This is a genomic window from Streptomyces sp. MMG1533 (assembly GCF_001279775.1).
In the GTDB taxonomy this organism is placed as follows: domain Bacteria; phylum Actinomycetota; class Actinomycetes; order Streptomycetales; family Streptomycetaceae; genus Streptomyces.
In genome coordinates, this window is the sequence record NZ_LGDG01000291.1 from 1 (window position 1) to 14,884 (window position 14,884).

Sequence of the window (14,884 nt, forward strand, 5' to 3'; positions counted from 1 at the left end):
GGGGGAGTGCGTGGGGGGGTGGGCGGCTGAGGGCGGGGACGGCGTATTGCATCTGCCCATGCCGCGGAAGAACCGGATGCTTCGGGCCCAGTCGAACGCCGCGCACCTTGCCGTCGCCGAGTTGGAGCGGGCCGGGGTCGGGGTGCCGGTGCGGGCGGTCACGCAGAACGTGGACGGGTGCACCAGCTCGCCGGATACCGACCCGCAAGGTGCTCGCCCATGGAGGACGCGCCGGCGCGGGGCGAGGCCACGGCACTGCCGAAACCGCTGCGCGAAATCCACGACTGGATCAGAATCCCTCCCATGACCTCAGCGATTCGCCACGTGACGATCGACTCCGCCGACGCCTACCGCCTCGGCAGCTTCTGGGCCGAGGCCCTGGGGCAGCCCCTGCACGAGGACGACAAGCCGGGCGACCCCGAGGCGCTGATCGAGGGCGCCGGTCTGCTGTTCGTCACCGTCACGGAGCCGAAGACCGTGAAGAACCGTGTGCATCTCGACCTCCGGCCGCAGGACCGTACCCGCGACGAGGAGGTCGAGCGCCTCCTCTCGGTCGGGGCCACGCTCGTGGACGACCGCCGGAACGCGGACGGCACAGGCTGGGCGGTCCTCGCCGACCCGGAGGGCAACGAGTTCTGCGTGGAGCGCAGTGAGGCGGAGCGTGCCGGCTGACCTGAGGAGGCCTAGAACAGCGCCGGCCCGCTCTCGAAGTCCAGCAGCCGCTGCTTGCGGTCCAGGCCGCCGCCGTAGCCGGTGAGGCTGCCGTTGGCGCCGACGACTCGGTGGCACGGCACGATGATGCCGACCGGGTTCTTGCCGTTGGCGAGGCCGACCGCGCGGGAGGCGGTGGGGTTGCCGAGGATGTCGGCCAGTTCGCCGTACGAGCGGGTCTCGCCGTACGGGATCTTCCGGAGCTGTTCCCAGACGCTGCACTGGAACGGGGTTCCGCGCAGGCGGAGTTCGAGGGTGAACTCCTTCAACTCGCCCGCGAAGTACGCCTTCAACTGGTCGGCGGCCTCGCCGAAGGCCGGCAGGTCGTCGCGGGGGCCGAAGGTCTCCTCCTGCGGGCGGTGGCGTTGGCCGGTCATGTAGAGGCCGCACAGGACGCCGTCGTCGGCGACCAGGGTGAGGGGGCCGTATGGGCTGTCGATCACTGTGTGCTGCTTCATGGAAGTGTCCCTGGGTGCTTGTAGCTTCATACGTCACATGTCATATGTCTTGCGTCTTCGTCTTGTGTCTTATGGTTTACGCCTTATGTTCTGCGGCCTTATACGGGCAGGAAGTTGATCGGGTGGCTGTCGGTCGCCCACAGGTACTGGACCGCGTACGCCCGCCAGGGGCGCCAGGCCGCCGCCCGGGCCGTGAGCGCCGCCGGGGTCGACGGCAGGCCCAACTCCTGGGCGGCGCGCCGGATTCCGAGGTCGGTGGGAAGGAAGGCGTCCGGATCACCGAGGGCTCGCATCGCGATGACGTCGACCGTCCAGGGGCCGAAGCCGGGGAGCGCGAGGAGTTGGGCGCGGTTCTCTGCCCAGTCGCTCTCCACGCCCAAGTTCAGGGAACCGTCGGCAAGTTGGCCCACCAGCGTGGTGAAGGTGGTCCGGCGCGTCCTGGGCATCGCCAGCGTCTCGGGGTCCACCGCGGCGAGCGCCTCGGGGGCCGGGAAGAGGTGGGTGAGGCCGCCCTCCGGGTCGTCGACCGGGTCGCCGTGCGCGGTCACCAGGCGAGCCGCGTGCGTGCGGGCCGCCGCCGTGGAGACCTGTTGGCCCAGTACCGCCCGTACAGCGAACTCCGCCTCGTCGACCGTGCGCGGGACGCGCCGCCCCGGGGCCTTGTCGACCAGCGGGGCGAGGAGAGGATCCCTGCGCAACTGGTCGTCCACCGCGACCGGGTCGGCGTCCAGATCGAGCAGGCGACGGCAACGGCTGATGGCGACGGTCAGGTCGCGCAGGTCGCTGAGGGTGAGGCGGCAGGCGATGTGGTCCGGCTGCGGGGTGAGGGCCACGAGGCCATGGCCGTACGGCAGTCGCAGCGTGCGTCGGTAGGCGCCGTCCCGCCATTCCTCGACGCCCGGGACTGCGGTCGCGGCGAGGTGACCGAAGAGGTTCTCGGGGTTGAGGGGGACGCGGAAGGGGAGGCGGAGGGACAGGACGCCGGGGGTGCTTCCAGAGGTGTTGCTTCCGGAGATGTTGCTTGCGGGGGTTCTGCTTGGGGAGGTGCTTCCTGGAGTCTTCTTCTTCGGCAGCCGGGTGCGGAGTTCGCTGGGCGACAGGGCGAAGACCTCGCGCACGGTGTCGTTGAAAGTACGGATCGAGGCGAAGCCCGCCGCGAAGGCGATCTCCGCCATCGGGAGCGGGGTCGTCTCGATGAGGATCCGGGCCGTCTGGGCGCGCTGGGCGCGGGCGAGGGCCAGCGGGCCCGCACCCAGTTCGGCGAGCAGCTGGCGTTCGACCTGCCGGGTGCTGTAGCCGAGCCGGGCGGCGAGACCGGGAACGCCCTCGCGGTCCACGATGCCGTCGGCGACGAGCCGCATGGCGCGGGCCACGAGGTCGGCGCGCTGGTTCCACTCCGGGGAGCCCGGGCTGGTGTCGGGACGGCACCGCTTGCAGGCCCGGAACCCGGCCTGCTGGCACGCCGCCGCGCTCGGGTAGAAGGTCATGTTCTCGGGCTTGGGCGGCACCACCGGGCAGCTTGGCCGGCAGTAGATCCGGGTCGTCAGGACGGCCGTGAAGAACCAGCCGTCGAAGCGGGCGTCCTTGGACTGGACGGCGCGCACGCAGCGCTCGGTGTCGGTGTGCATCCCCATCTGCATGGATCCAGCATGGTCCACGAGCCGGACCGGGGCTGGCGAGAATCCGACATCGACCTCAGCTGTCCTGCGCCGGGCCTGATCGCCACGCGGACTCGCGCAGCAGCCTGAGTCCGTTGAGTCCGACCAGGACCGTCGAGCCCTCGTGGCCTGCTACACCGAGCGGCAGCGGGAGGCGGCCGATCAGGTCCCACAGGACGAGTCCGGTGATGAAGGTGCCGGCGATCACCAGGTTCTGGACGACCAGGCGGCGAGCCGCACGGGAGAGCCGTACCACGGCTGGGACGGTGGCGAGTTCGTCGCGCACGATGACGGCGTCCGCCGTCTCCAGCGCGAGGTCGGAACCCGCCCGGCCCATCGCGATACCGGAGTGGGCGGCGGCGAGGGCGGGCGCGTCGTTTACGCCGTCACCGACGAACAGCACCTTGCGGCCGCCCTGCTGCAGGTCCCGCACGGCGTTGACCTTGTCCTCGGGCAGCAGCTCCGCCCGGACGTCCGTGAGGCCGGTGACGTCGGCGACGCGGGCGGCGGCCCGAGGGTTGTCGCCGGTGAGGAGGACGGGGGCAGTGCCGGTCAGGGCGGTGAGGGCGGCGGTGGTCGCGGGGGCGTCGGGGCGGAGGCGGTCGGTGAGAGTGAGGGTGCCGACCGGGGTGTCGTCGCGGGTGACGAGAACGATGGTGCCGTCGGCGTCGACGTCCGGGAAAGGCTGCCTACGGTCGTCGAGATGCTGCATACCGTCGGCACCGTGCGTACGGTCGCCGGAATCCTGCATACCGTCGGCACCAGGCCTACGGTCGCCGGAATCCCGCATACCGCCGACACCGCGCACACGGTCGACCGAAGCCTCCACCCGGCCGACACCCACCACCCGCCCCTCAACCACTGCCACGACCCCACGCCCCGGAGTCGCCATGAAGTACTCCGCGGACGCAATCCGCAGGCCACACCCCCGGGCCGCGGCGACGATCGCGCGGGCCAGAGGGTGCTCACTCGGGTGCTCGGCCGCCGCGGCCAGCGCCAGCAGCGCGTCCTCGTCCAGGCCGGAGTCGGGCAGCGGGCGTACGTCCGTCACCTCGGGGCCGCCCTCGGTGAGCGTGCCGGTCTTGTCGAGGGCCGTGGCGTCGATCTCGCCCAGGCGTTCCATGGCGACGGCCGACTTGACCAGGACGCCGTGCCGGCCGGCGTTGGCGATGGCGGACAGCAGGGGCGGCATGGTCGCGAGGACGACCGCGCACGGGGAGGCGACGATCATGAAGGTCATCGCGCGCAACAGCGCGTCCGTGAGGTCGGCGCCGAAGGCGAAGGGGATCGCGAACACGGCGAGGGTGGCGGCGACCATGGCGACCGCGTACCGCTGTTCGACCTTCTCGATGACCAATTGCGTGGGGGCCTTGGTGCGTGAGGCTTCCTCGACCAGGGTCACGATGCGGGCGATCACCGAGTCGGCGGGGTCGCGTTCGACGCGGACGCGCAGCGCCCCGGTGCCGTTCAGGGTGCCCGCGAAGACCTCGTCGCCGGGGCCCTTGGCGACCGGGAGGGGCTCGCCGGTGATGGTGGCCTGGTCGGCCTCACTGGCGCCGTCGAGGACGCTGCCGTCAGCGCCGATGCGCTCACCGGGGCGAATCAACAGGACGTCGCCTACGGCGAGTTCGGAGGTCCTGACCGTCTCCTCGCCCTCTTCGGTGAGCCGCGTCGCGGTGGTGGGCGCCAGGTCGAGCAGACCGCGCACCGAGTCGGCGGTGCGGGCGGTGGCCAGTGCCTCCAGAGCGCCGGAGGTGGCGAAGATGACGATCAGCAGGGCGCCGTCCAGGACCTGCCCGATCGCGGCCGCGCCCAGGGCCGCGACGATCATCAGCAGGTCGACGTCCAGGGTCTTCTCCCTCAGCGCCCGCAGCCCTTCGAGGGCCGGCTCCCAACCGCCGGCGACATAGGCGACTGCATACAGCAGCCCGTACACCCAATGCGACACACCGTCGCCGAGATCCAGAGCCAGGCCCAGGAGGAACGCGACGAACGCGGCGAGCGCCCAGCGGGCCTCCGGCAGGGCGAGGACACGAGTGCGACGCCGGACCTCCTGGCGGGCAGGGGACGGGGCATGAGTGGGGGCGAAAGTCGTGGACACCCGCGCCACCATACAGGAACACATGAAGACTCATTCATCTGTTCATCTGTGATGAGTAAGATGCGCGCCATGGGTCATGGAGCCGTCACCGCCGCGCAGGACGCCACCGAACGCGTACGCCTGGACGCGGGCAACGTCGCCAAGGTGGCCACCACCCTCCAGGCTCTGTCGACGCCCTCCCGCCTGCTGATCCTGGCGCGGCTGCGCGAAGGGCCGCTGCCGGCGACGGAGTTGGCGGCCGAGGTGGGGATGGAGCAGTCGGCCTGCTCGCACCAGCTGCGGCTGCTGCGCAACCTGGGTCTGGTCGTGGGCGAGCGCCGCGGCCGTTCGGTCGTGTACGCGCTGCACGACCACCACGTCTCCGAGCTGCTCGACCAGGCCGTCTACCACGTGGAGCATCTGCGACTCGGCCTCAGTGACACCGCCGAGTGATCCCCTGGGGCGCCGGTCACGGCTTGCGTCTGGTCGCCGACGGGGGCGTTACCCGGGGGTGGAGGAGTAAGGGGGCCCGCACTGTGTCCGTGTCCGGGCCCCCGAGCACTACTCCCCTGCCGTCGGCCGCCGCGAGGCCGCCATCGCCTCGTCGACATCCGTCAGGGGACGCAACCGGTAGCTGTACGAGTAGTCGCGGTTCGCGAAGAGCTTGTACTCGTCGTGGGTGTGCGCGCCCCAGCTGTTGTCACCGCCGACGCCCATCTGCCGGTGGTTCACACGGAGTACGACCGCGTCGCGCGGGGTGAGCTGGTAGTCGTGGCGCGCGCCGACCGACAGGTCCTCCGGCGTGAGGTGGGAGGCGCTGACCTCCAGGAGCGGCTCGCCGGAGACGAGCAGGCCCACGCCGTGGCGGTCGGTGAGGGCGGCCCACCGCACGTCCGTCTTGTTGCCGTTCTCCTGCGGGCGGATGTAGGAGGCCCACTGCCCGGAGACGGTCCCGGAGTAAATGCCCACGTCCGTACCGTAGTTGCGGTCCCAGTAGTTCTCCTCGGGGCCGCGTCCGTAGTAGCGCAGCCGCTCCAGACGTGCCGGCAGGAACAGCAGGCTGCCGACCTCCGGGATGTACGGCAGGTTCGACGCGCCGGGGTGCAGGGTGTGGTCGACCTTGATCTCGCCGTTGCCGAAGACCGTGTAGGTCGTGGTGTACGTCGACTCGACGGTCGTCGGCAGGGTGCCGGCGACCTTGATCTCGACCGCCCTGTCGCGCAGGGCGCGCACGCTCACGTCCGTCACCTTGCGGTTCGCCCCGGCGTCGCGCCAGGTCTGGTTACGGGTGTGCTGGCCGTTGCCGTGGTCGTTGTCGGTGGGCGCCCGCCAGAAGTTGGGTGCGGGGCCGGAGGTGATGAGCCGGGTGCCACGGACCTCGTACGAGGTGATGGTCCCGCTGGTCTTTTCGAGGATGACAGTGAAGTCGTCGCCGGTGACCGTGACTTGGTCGTCTCCGTCGAGGTGGCTGAGCGCGGGCACGCTCTCCAGCGGCAGCGGCGTCACCGCCGGGCTCCCCGCGTCGAGGGCGAGTTGCTGCCGTGCCACCTCGAAGCCGGCCTTCGCCCACTTCGTGGACTCCTTGGTGGTGAAGGACAGTTCGAGGAAGTACTCGGCGCCGGGTGCCGGTTCGTCCGGCAGCCTCACCGGGACCGTGATGTCCTTGCTCGACAGCGGCGGCACGTCCAGCTGAGCACGCGTCAGCTTGCCGCGCCGTATGACCCTCCCGTCCGCGACGAGGGCCCAACTGCCGTCCAGATCACGCAGGTTGGTGAACAGGTACTCGTTGGTGAGGGTGACCGCCCCGGCCGCTCCGTCCGCGACCGGTGCCGCGTTGACGGCCTGGTAGACCCGCTTGATCTCGGCTGCCTTGCCGGTGTGCCCCCGGTCGGCGGTGATGATTCCGTCCGCGACGAAGTTACCGTCGTTGGGGTTGTCGCCCCAGTCGCCGCCGTACGCGAAGAAGGTCTTCTCCTTCGACCGCTTGTCGGTGACCCCGACGGTGGCCGCGTCGAACCAGAACCGCACCCCCTCGTCGTCGGGTCCGCGGCTGTCGGAGGCCAGTTCGGCGGCGCTCAGGGCACGGGCGTACACGCGGGCCCGGCGTATGGTGCCGCTGAACTCCCGGGTGATGTTGTCGACGTCGGTGGCGAGTGCGAGGGGCGCGGTGTTGATGCCGGGGCGCCGGGTGGTGGTCCGGGTGGCCCTCGCCGTGCCGTCGACGTACAGGGTCAGCGTGCCCGTGTCCGCGTCGAAGACGCCGGCCACGTGGTGCTCGGTGCCGGTCCAGTCGTCCGGCAGTGCCCAGGTGGCGGTGATCCACTGGCCGCCGCCGTAGATGAAGAACTCCAGGTTCCGGCCCGACTGCTTCAGGGCGTACTGGGTGTCGCCCTTGGCGATGATCGGCTGGTGGTAGCCCGTGACGTGCGGGGTGACCCATGCCTCCAGGGTCAGGGAACCGGTGAGGTCGAGGCTCGTGTCACGGGCGAAGACGGTGCCGCCGTTGACACCCTTGGCCCGGTCGAAAGTACCGCTGGGGGCGAGGAGTTCGCCGCGCAGCCCGCCCGGCCCGGTCTCGGTCAGCAGCTTGCGCGCCGGGGTCGGCCAGCTCAGCGACTGGTCGACGAAGTCCCAGATCCAGCCGCCCTGGAGGACGTCGTGGCGCCGGATGACGTCCCAGTACTTCTTGAAGTTGCCGTTGGAGTTCCCCATCGCGTGGGAGTACTCGATCATGACGTACGGCCGGGTGTCGGCGGTGTCGTTCGCGCGCTGTTCGACGCGTGCGGGGCTCTCGTACATCTCGGAACGGATGTCGCTGATCGTCGGGCGGTCGTCGCCCTCGTACTGGATGACGCGCGTCGGGTCGTACGAGCGGATCCAGTCGTGCATGGCGACGAACGTGCTGCCGCCGCCCGCCTCGTTGCCGAGCGACCAGACGACCACCGAGGCGTGGTTCTTGTCCCGGTGGACCATGTTCTGCGCGCGGGCCACACACGCCTCGGTCCAGTCGGCGTGGTTGCCCGGGTACTCGGCGCGGATGCCGTGCGTCTCCAGGTTGGTCTCGTCCACGAGGTACAGGCCGTACTCGTCGGCGAGTTCGTACCACAGCGGGTTGTTCGGGTAGTGCGAGGTGCGGACCGTGTTCATGTTCAGCCGCTTGATGATCCCGATGTCCTGGACCAGGTCCGCGCGGGTGAGCGCCGTGCCGCGGTCCGGGTGCATCTCGTGCCGGTTGGTGCCCCGGAAGGAGACGGGCTTCCCGTTGATCCGCATCAGCCCGTCCTTGAGCGCGAACTCCCGCAGGCCGACCCGGTGCGAGAGGGTCTCGATCACCTTGCCCGCCGGATCGCGCAGCCGCAGGACGGCGGTGTAGAGGGTCGGGTGCTCGGCCGACCACAGCCGGGGATCGGGTACGGCTTTCGCCGCCTGTACGGTCACCTCGGCACCGGACCCGAGATCAACGGGCTGTTGGAGCGGCCGGGACCATACAGGGTGCCCGTCGGCGCCATACAGCATCGTGTCGACCGTATACCGCCCACCGGATCCGCCCGTGTAGTCCCGCACGCTCGCCGTGACCGACAGGTCGGCGGCCGAGTAGTCGTCGCTCAGCGGGGTGTCCAGCTTGAAGTCGCGCAGGTGCACGGCCGGGGTGGAGTACAGGTACACCGAGCGGAAGATGCCGCTCAGCCGGATCATGTCCTGGTCCTCGAGCCAGTCCCCGTCGGAGTAGCGGTACACCTCCACCGCGATCTGGTTCGCGCCGGGCTTGAGATACTCGGTGATGTCGTACTCGGCGGGGCTGAACGAGTCCTCGTGGTAGCCCACCAACTCCCCGTTGATCCACACGTAGTGGGCCGACTTGACGCCCTCGAAGTGCAGGAACGTCCGTCGTCCCGACCAGTCGCGGGGGACGGTGAAGGTACGGCGGTACTGGCCCACCGGGTTGTAGCGGGTCGGCGCGGCCGGGGGCTGCGGTTCCTCGCCCAGGCCGTTGGGGCCCCACCAGGGGTAGGTGATGTTGACGTAGATCGGGAAATCGTAGCCGTGCTGCTGCCAGACGGACGGGACGGGGATGGTGTTCCAGTCGCCGTCGTCGAGGTCGGTGCGATGGAAGTCGGCGTCCCGGTCGTCAGGGCGGTCCGCGTAGGCGAACTTCCACTTCCCGTCGAGGCTCAGCCGGTACGGCGAGCGCGTGCGGTCGGCGGCCAGGGCCTGTCTGACGTCCCGGTACGGCATGAGGGTGGTGTGCGGGGGCTCGGTGCCCAGGCGGAAGACGGCGATGTTGCCGTTCCACTCCGGTAAGGCGTCCGCAGCCGCCGTGCGCCGGCCGGCGGCCGACGCGGTGACGGGCGGAGCGGACAGGGCGAGCGCGCCGAGTACGGCGGCTCCCCCCTCCAGCAGACGGCGGCGGCTGAACACGTGCGGGTGCGGGTGCGACATGACCGTGGCCTTCCTCGGTGCGACAGTGAGGGTGCGCGAACTGAGGGTGCGTCAGGAGGGTCAGGAGGGTCAGAACATGACTACTGGCGACAAAGGCAACTGCTGAGCCAGGGGAACCCTAGAACTCGCACACAATCGAAGCAATGATCCTGTCGGACTTTGTGCGGTCCTGTTGAGCCACCTGCCGGGCCGGGTCTCGACGCGCGTGCCCACCTCCACGCGTTCCTGCCTCACGGCCGATCCGACGGGCGTCGGCCACCGCCGACTCGACACGGGCCTGCTCGGCGTCCTGGATCTCAGGTGGGCAACGCGAACTCACGGCTTCGGTGGGCGTACAACCGCTCCCCGGCGCCCGGGCCACCGCGGGAGGGCTGCCTGACGGCGACCACTCGCCGTACGCGCCGTCCTCGTTGCGGCTCTCGTCACTGGACCTGCGCGGCGAACGCCTTGTATGCCCGGTCGTCGAAGAGAACGAACGTGACGTCCTCCACCGACGTCTCCGTCTCCCGCACCGTCTCGATCGCGATGCGTGCAGCGTCGTCCATCGGCCAGCCGTAGATGCCGGCGGAGACGGCGGGGAACGCGACGGTGCGGGCGCCCAGTCCGTCGGCCACCCTGAGCGACTCGCGATAGCAGGAGGCCAGCAGGCCGGACCGGTCCTCACTCGCGCTGTACACGGGGCCCACGGTGTGGATCACCCACCGCGCGTCCAGCCCGCCCGCCGTCGTCGCGACCGCCTGGCCGGTCGGCAGGCCCTTGCCGTACTGAGAGGCGCGGAGTCTGCGGCAGTCCTCGAGGATCGCCGGTCCGCCGCGGCGGTGGATGGCGCCGTCGACGCCCGAGCCGCCGAGCAGGGAGGAGTTCGCCGCGTTGACGATGGCGTCGGCGCGCTGCCGGGTGATGTCGCCCTGGACCAGCGTGATCGTGGTCATGTCCGCCTCGGCCTCCTGCGCATGGTGATCGTGGTCATGTCCGCCTCGGCCCTCCTCCACATGGTGATCGTGCTCATGTCTGCCGCAGTTTCCTCCACACGGCCTTGGCCGCGTTGTGCCCCGACATGCCGTGCACACCCGGCCCCGGCGGGGTGGCCGAGGAGCAGATGAAGACGGCCGGGTGCGGGGTGCCGTACGGGAACAGAGACAGCTTGGGGCGCAGCAGGATCTGGAGTCCGGTGACCGCGCCGGAGGCGATGTCTCCGCCGATGTAGTTGGCGTTGCGGGCGGCGAGCTCGGCCGGTCCGGCGGTCGCTCGGGCGAGGACGCGATCGCGGAATCCCGGGGCGAAGCGCTCCAGTTGGCGCTCCATGGCGTCGGTGAGGTCGCCGGTCCAGCCGCTGGGGACGTGGCCGTACGCCCAGAAGACCTGCTTGCCGGCCGGGGCCCGGGTGGGGTCGACGAGGCTGGGCTGCACGGTGATCATGAACGGCCTGTCGGGTGCGCGGCCCTCCCTGGACGCCGCGCGCAGGGCGGCGCCGACCTCCGCGCTGTCAGCGCCGATCTGCACGGTGGTGGCCCGGCGCGCCTCCGGCGCGGTCCACGGCACGGGGCCGTCCAGGGCGTAGTCGATCTTGAAGACTCCGGGGCCGTACCGGTAGCTCTCGTAGTAGTTGCCCAGGCCGGCGATGCGGGCCAGGGCGGTGGGCGAGGTGTCGAAGACGTACGCGCGCGCGGGCGGCAGGTCGTCGAGACGCTTGACCTCGAAGTCCGTGTGGATGGTGCCGCCGAGGTCCTTCAGATAGGCGGCCAGCGCGTCGGAGATGGACTGGGAGCCGCCGCGGGCCACGGGCCAGCCGCGGGCGTGCGCAGCGAGGGCGAAGACCAGGCCGACGGCGCCGGTGGCGAAGCCGCCGAGCGGGGCCATCACATGCGCGACGAGGCCGGCGAACAGGGTCTTGGCCCGCTCGTCGCGGAAGCGGCGCATCAGCCAGGTCGAGGGGGGCAGGCCGACCAGGCCGAAGCGGGCGAGGGTGACCGGGTCCCGGGGCAGCGCGGTCAGCGGCAGCGACATGAAGTCGCGGGCCAGGGTGTCCCACTTGGGCAGGAAGGGCTCGACCAGTCTGCGGTACGTCCCCGCGTCACGTGGCCCGAGCGAGGCGGCCGTCTCACCGACCGACCGTGCCAGCACGGCCGCGGTGCCGTCGGTGAAGGGGTTCGCCATGGGCAGGTCGGCGTGCAGCCATTCGAGGCCGTAGCGCTCCAGGGGCAGGGCGCGGAACGCGGGTGAGTTGATGCCGAGGGGGTGGGCCGCGGAGCACGGGTCGTGCCGGAAGCCGGGGAGGGTGAGCTCCTCGGTGCGGGCTCCTCCGCCGACGGTGCCGCGGGCCTCGAAGAGGGCCACGGAGAAGCCGCGGCGGGCCAACTCCACGGCGGCGGTCAGGCCGTTCGGCCCCGCACCCACGACAACCACATCGAGCATCGACGACACCTTCGGACCCCTTCGTCAGCCGGTGGCCTGTGAGGATCAGGATATGCCGGAGGACTGACCGCCCCGGCTCGCGGGGCGCCCCGGAGAGCTACTGAGCGAGCTACTGAGCCTCCAGCAGCCCCACGACCCGGCGTGCCGTGGCCGCGTCCCGGGCCGCGGTGAAAGGGAGCGTGTTGTGGCCCGTGACGCGGAACGGCTCGCCGGTGAGGGTCAGGTGCGCGCCGCCCGCCTCCTCGACCAGGAGCAGACCCGCGGCGTGGTCCCAGGCCGCCTCCCACGAGAAGGCCGTGGCGTCCAACTCACCGCGGGCGACGGCGAGATACTCCAGCCCGGCCGAGCCGCACGCCCTCGGTGCCACGCCCTCGGTCCACAGCCCGAGCAGCGCACGCTTCTGCTCCTCGGTCGTGTAGTCCGGGTGGGAGGTGGCTATGCGCAGGTCACGGCCTGGGTCCGGAACACCGGCGTGCAGCCGCTCGCCGTCGAGGAACGCGCCCCGGCCGCGCACGGCCGTGGCCAGCTGGTCGCGGGCCGCCGCGTACGTCCAGGAGGCGTGCAGGACTCCGCCCTGCGCGAGCGCGACCAGGGTGCAGAAGCCGGGGTTGCCGTGCACGAACTGCCGTGTCCCGTCGACCGGGTCGACGATCCATACCGGGGTGTCGCCCTGTATCGCCTCGTACGACGCCGGGTTGGCGTGCACCGCCTCCTCGCCGACCACGACCGAGCCGGGCAGCAGGGCACCGAGCGCCTCGGTGAGGTACAGCTCCGCCTTGCGGTCGGCGTCGGTCACGAGATCATGCGGGCCGCTCTTCTGGTCGACCTCGTGCGCGGCGAGCCGACGGAAGCGAGGCATGATCTCGGCGGCGGCCGCCTTCCGTACCGCTTCCTCCACGTCGGTCGCGTGCCGGGCGAGAAACTCGTCGATGGTTTCCGTGTCTTCGATCATGACTCCATGAGAGCACGCGCCACTGACAATCCCCACCCGGCCGGTGTATCGCGGGTGGAATCAGCGTGAAAACCGCGATTTCCCCGAAGCCGGGATGCGAGGCGGGCGGCTGCGGCAGTGACGCGCGCGACCACAGGATGGGCGGCCGGGGCGGTGTTCGGATCGGTCGTCCCTGGCGGCGTACCCGGCGGGAGAGCAGTGCGGGGGAGGCAGGGCGGGGGCAGGGCTGGGGTCAGGGCGGGGGTCAGGGCGGGGGTCAGGGCCGGGGTCAGCGACCCACCGCGTACCCCTGCATGCCGCGCGGATTCGCCGCCGCCGACAGAATCCCGGTCTCCGGATCCCGCGCGACCGCACACAGCCGCCCCTCCGACCAGGACTCACCGACGGTCACGTCATGTCCACGGCGCCGCAGCTCCGCCACCACGGCCTCGCCCATCCGTCCTTCGACGGTGACGCTGCCCGGACACATGCCGCGCGGGTAGAAGGAGCCGGGGAAACTGTCGTTGTGCCAGTTGGGGGCGTCGATCGCGCCCTGGAGGTCGAGTCCGCCCCTGACCTGGGCACGCAGCGCGACCGCGAGGAAGAAGTGCAGTTGCCACTGGTCCTGCTGGTCCCCGCCGGGCGTCCCGAACGCCATGACCGGCACTCCGTCACGCAGCGCGATCGAGGGCGTGAGGGTGGTGCGGGGGCGACGGCCCGGAGTGAGCGAGTTCGGCAGGCCCTCCTCCAGCCAGGTCATCTGAAGCCGGGTGCCGAGCGGGAAGCCCAGTTCGGGCACGACAGGGTTCGACTGCAGCCAGCCACCGCTGGGCGTGGCGGCGACCATGTTGCCCCACCGGTCGACGACGTCGAGATGGCAGGTGTCTCCCCGGGTACGTCCGTCGGCGCCGACCTCGGGCTCGCCGGGCACCGCAGCCGTGGGGCGCTTGGCGACGGTGGGCTCGCCGGCACCCGGCACGTCACGCACCGCGACCGTCGGTTCACCGACGCCCAGCGCGTCGAAGCCGGGCCCGTCACCGTGGAGGCCCGCGTGGGCGCACAGCCTCGGCGCGCGCCCACCCGGACTGCCGGGGCGCAACTCGTATGAGGCCTTGTCCCCGACGAGCTCCCGCCGTCCCTCGTTGTACTCGTCCGACAGCAGCGCACCCAGCGGCACCTCGGCCGCGTCGCCGTACCAGGCCTCCCGGTCGGCCATGGCCAGCTTGCAGCCCTCGATCAGCAGGTGGACGTACTCGGCCGACCCGTACCGCGGCAGCTCGGCCGGCAGCAGCGCGAGCTGCTGCAGGAGCACCGGTCCCTGACTCCAGGGACCGGCCTTGCACACGGTCCACCCGTTCCAGTCGTACGTCGCCGGCGTCTCGTACGTCGCGGACCAGCCGGCGAGATCCGCGGCCGTGAGCGTGCCGGTGTGCCGCTCGCCACTGGTGTCCATCGTGGGCCGCTGCGCCTGCCGCACAAGGGCCTCGCCGATGAATCCGGAGCGCCACACCTCCCGAGCGGCGTCGATCTGCGCGTCCCGGTCCCCCGCCTCCGCGACCTCGTCGAGCAGCCGCTTCCAGGTGGCGGCAAGGGCGGGATTGCGGAACAACTCCCCGGGCCGCGGAGCCTTCCCGCCCGGCAGATACACCTGCGCCGACGAAGTCCACTCCGTCTCGAACAACTCCCGCACGCTCTCGACGGTCGCCCCGACGTTCTCCACGGGCGCGTGCCCGTGTTCGGCGTAACCGATGGCGTACTCGAGCACGTCGGCGAGCGACTTGGTCCCGTGGTCGCGCAGCAACAGCATCCAGGCGTCGAAGGCCCCGGGGACGGCAGCGGCGAGCGGCCCCGTCCCCGGAACCAGCTCCAACCCGAGCCCCTGGTAGTGCGCGACCGTCGCCCCACCCGGCGCGACGCCCTGCCCGCACAGGACCCGCACCTCACCACCCGCAGGCGCGAGCAGGATCGGTACCTCACCGGCCGGGCCGTTCAGGTGCGGTTCGACGACGTGCAGCACGAACGCCCCCGCGACGGCCGCGTCGTACGCGTTCCCGCCGTCCTCCAACACCGCCATCGCCGCCTGCGAGGCCAGCCAGTGTGTGGAGGACACCATGCCGAAGGTGCCCTGGAGGGTGGGGCGGGTGGTGAACACGGTGGGGCTCCTCACTGGACGGCGGCGGTCGACTGATCG

General features: G+C 71.1%; 10 protein-coding genes and 1 pseudogene. 3 read left to right on the plus strand and 8 right to left on the minus strand.

Features of this window, described 5'->3' with window-relative positions:
- Both ADK57_RS51885 and ADK57_RS50345 read left to right on the plus strand, forming a co-directional pair.
- Positions 1 to 233 (plus strand): annotated as a pseudogene (locus tag ADK57_RS51885) (Sir2 family NAD-dependent protein deacetylase); the annotation flags it as partial.
- Positions 234 to 303: 70 nt separating this feature from the next.
- Positions 304 to 672, plus strand: coding sequence for a VOC family protein (locus ADK57_RS50345; RefSeq protein WP_053755762.1), 369 nt, complete (start codon positions 304 to 306; stop codon positions 670 to 672).
- 11 nt (positions 673 to 683) lie between these two features.
- On the opposite strand, the gene ADK57_RS45875 is transcribed toward ADK57_RS50345, so the two are convergent.
- From ADK57_RS45875 to ADK57_RS45885, 3 genes are all read right to left on the minus strand, one after another.
- Positions 684 to 1,169, minus strand: a complete 486-nt coding sequence (locus ADK57_RS45875; RefSeq protein WP_053755744.1) for a methylated-DNA--[protein]-cysteine S-methyltransferase — start codon at positions 1,167 to 1,169, stop codon at positions 684 to 686.
- Between the two features lie 98 nt (positions 1,170 to 1,267).
- A complete protein-coding gene (locus ADK57_RS45880) occupies positions 1,268 to 2,809 on the minus strand; it encodes an AlkA N-terminal domain-containing protein (RefSeq protein ID WP_324612287.1) in 1,542 nt (513 codons plus the stop codon).
- 55 nt (positions 2,810 to 2,864) lie between these two features.
- Positions 2,865 to 4,940 (minus strand): heavy metal translocating P-type ATPase, encoded by a 2,076-nt coding sequence (locus tag ADK57_RS45885; protein ID WP_199830823.1) that lies wholly within the window; start codon positions 4,938 to 4,940, stop codon positions 2,865 to 2,867.
- A 57-nt stretch (positions 4,941 to 4,997) separates the two neighbouring features.
- On the opposite strand from ADK57_RS45885, the gene ADK57_RS45890 reads away from it, so the two are divergent.
- On the plus strand, positions 4,998 to 5,360 hold the full coding sequence (locus ADK57_RS45890) for an ArsR/SmtB family transcription factor (RefSeq protein ID WP_053755745.1): 363 nt from the start codon (positions 4,998 to 5,000) through the stop codon (positions 5,358 to 5,360).
- A 108-nt stretch (positions 5,361 to 5,468) separates the two neighbouring features.
- On the opposite strand, the gene ADK57_RS45895 is transcribed toward ADK57_RS45890, so the two are convergent.
- The 5 genes from ADK57_RS45895 to ADK57_RS45915 form a co-directional block, all read right to left on the minus strand.
- Positions 5,469 to 9,347: a glycoside hydrolase family 2 TIM barrel-domain containing protein gene (locus ADK57_RS45895; RefSeq protein ID WP_053755746.1), complete on the minus strand. Its 3,879-nt coding sequence runs from the start codon at positions 9,345 to 9,347 to the stop codon at positions 5,469 to 5,471.
- Positions 9,348 to 9,769: 422 nt separating this feature from the next.
- Entirely contained in the window at positions 9,770 to 10,279 is a 510-nt protein-coding gene (locus ADK57_RS45900; RefSeq protein ID WP_053755747.1) for an O-acetyl-ADP-ribose deacetylase, read from the minus strand.
- Between the two features lie 73 nt (positions 10,280 to 10,352).
- Positions 10,353 to 11,762: a phytoene desaturase family protein gene (locus tag ADK57_RS45905; RefSeq protein WP_053755748.1), complete on the minus strand. Its 1,410-nt coding sequence runs from the start codon at positions 11,760 to 11,762 to the stop codon at positions 10,353 to 10,355.
- Between the two features lie 109 nt (positions 11,763 to 11,871).
- A complete protein-coding gene (locus ADK57_RS45910) occupies positions 11,872 to 12,714 on the minus strand; it encodes an inositol monophosphatase family protein (protein ID WP_053755749.1) in 843 nt (280 codons plus the stop codon).
- Between the two features lie 268 nt (positions 12,715 to 12,982).
- Positions 12,983 to 14,845 (minus strand): gamma-glutamyltransferase family protein, encoded by a 1,863-nt coding sequence (locus ADK57_RS45915; protein ID WP_053755750.1) that lies wholly within the window; start codon positions 14,843 to 14,845, stop codon positions 12,983 to 12,985.
- Between the last annotated feature and the right edge of the window lie 39 nt (positions 14,846 to 14,884).

Coding starts and splice junctions, on each gene's coding strand:
- ADK57_RS50345 (WP_053755762.1), top strand. CDS start 304: ATGACCTCAGCGATTCGCCACGTGACGATCGACTCCGCCGACGCCTAC.
- ADK57_RS45875 (WP_053755744.1), bottom strand. CDS start 1,169: ATGAAGCAGCACACAGTGATCGACAGCCCATACGGCCCCCTCACCCTG.
- ADK57_RS45880 (WP_324612287.1), bottom strand. CDS start 2,809: ATGCAGATGGGGATGCACACCGACACCGAGCGCTGCGTGCGCGCCGTC.
- ADK57_RS45885 (WP_199830823.1), bottom strand. CDS start 4,940: ATGGTGGCGCGGGTGTCCACGACTTTCGCCCCCACTCATGCCCCGTCC.
- ADK57_RS45890 (WP_053755745.1), top strand. CDS start 4,998: ATGGGTCATGGAGCCGTCACCGCCGCGCAGGACGCCACCGAACGCGTA.
- ADK57_RS45895 (WP_053755746.1), bottom strand. CDS start 9,347: ATGTCGCACCCGCACCCGCACGTGTTCAGCCGCCGCCGTCTGCTGGAG.
- ADK57_RS45900 (WP_053755747.1), bottom strand. CDS start 10,279: ATGACCACGATCACGCTGGTCCAGGGCGACATCACCCGGCAGCGCGCC.
- ADK57_RS45905 (WP_053755748.1), bottom strand. CDS start 11,762: ATGCTCGATGTGGTTGTCGTGGGTGCGGGGCCGAACGGCCTGACCGCC.
- ADK57_RS45910 (WP_053755749.1), bottom strand. CDS start 12,714: ATGATCGAAGACACGGAAACCATCGACGAGTTTCTCGCCCGGCACGCG.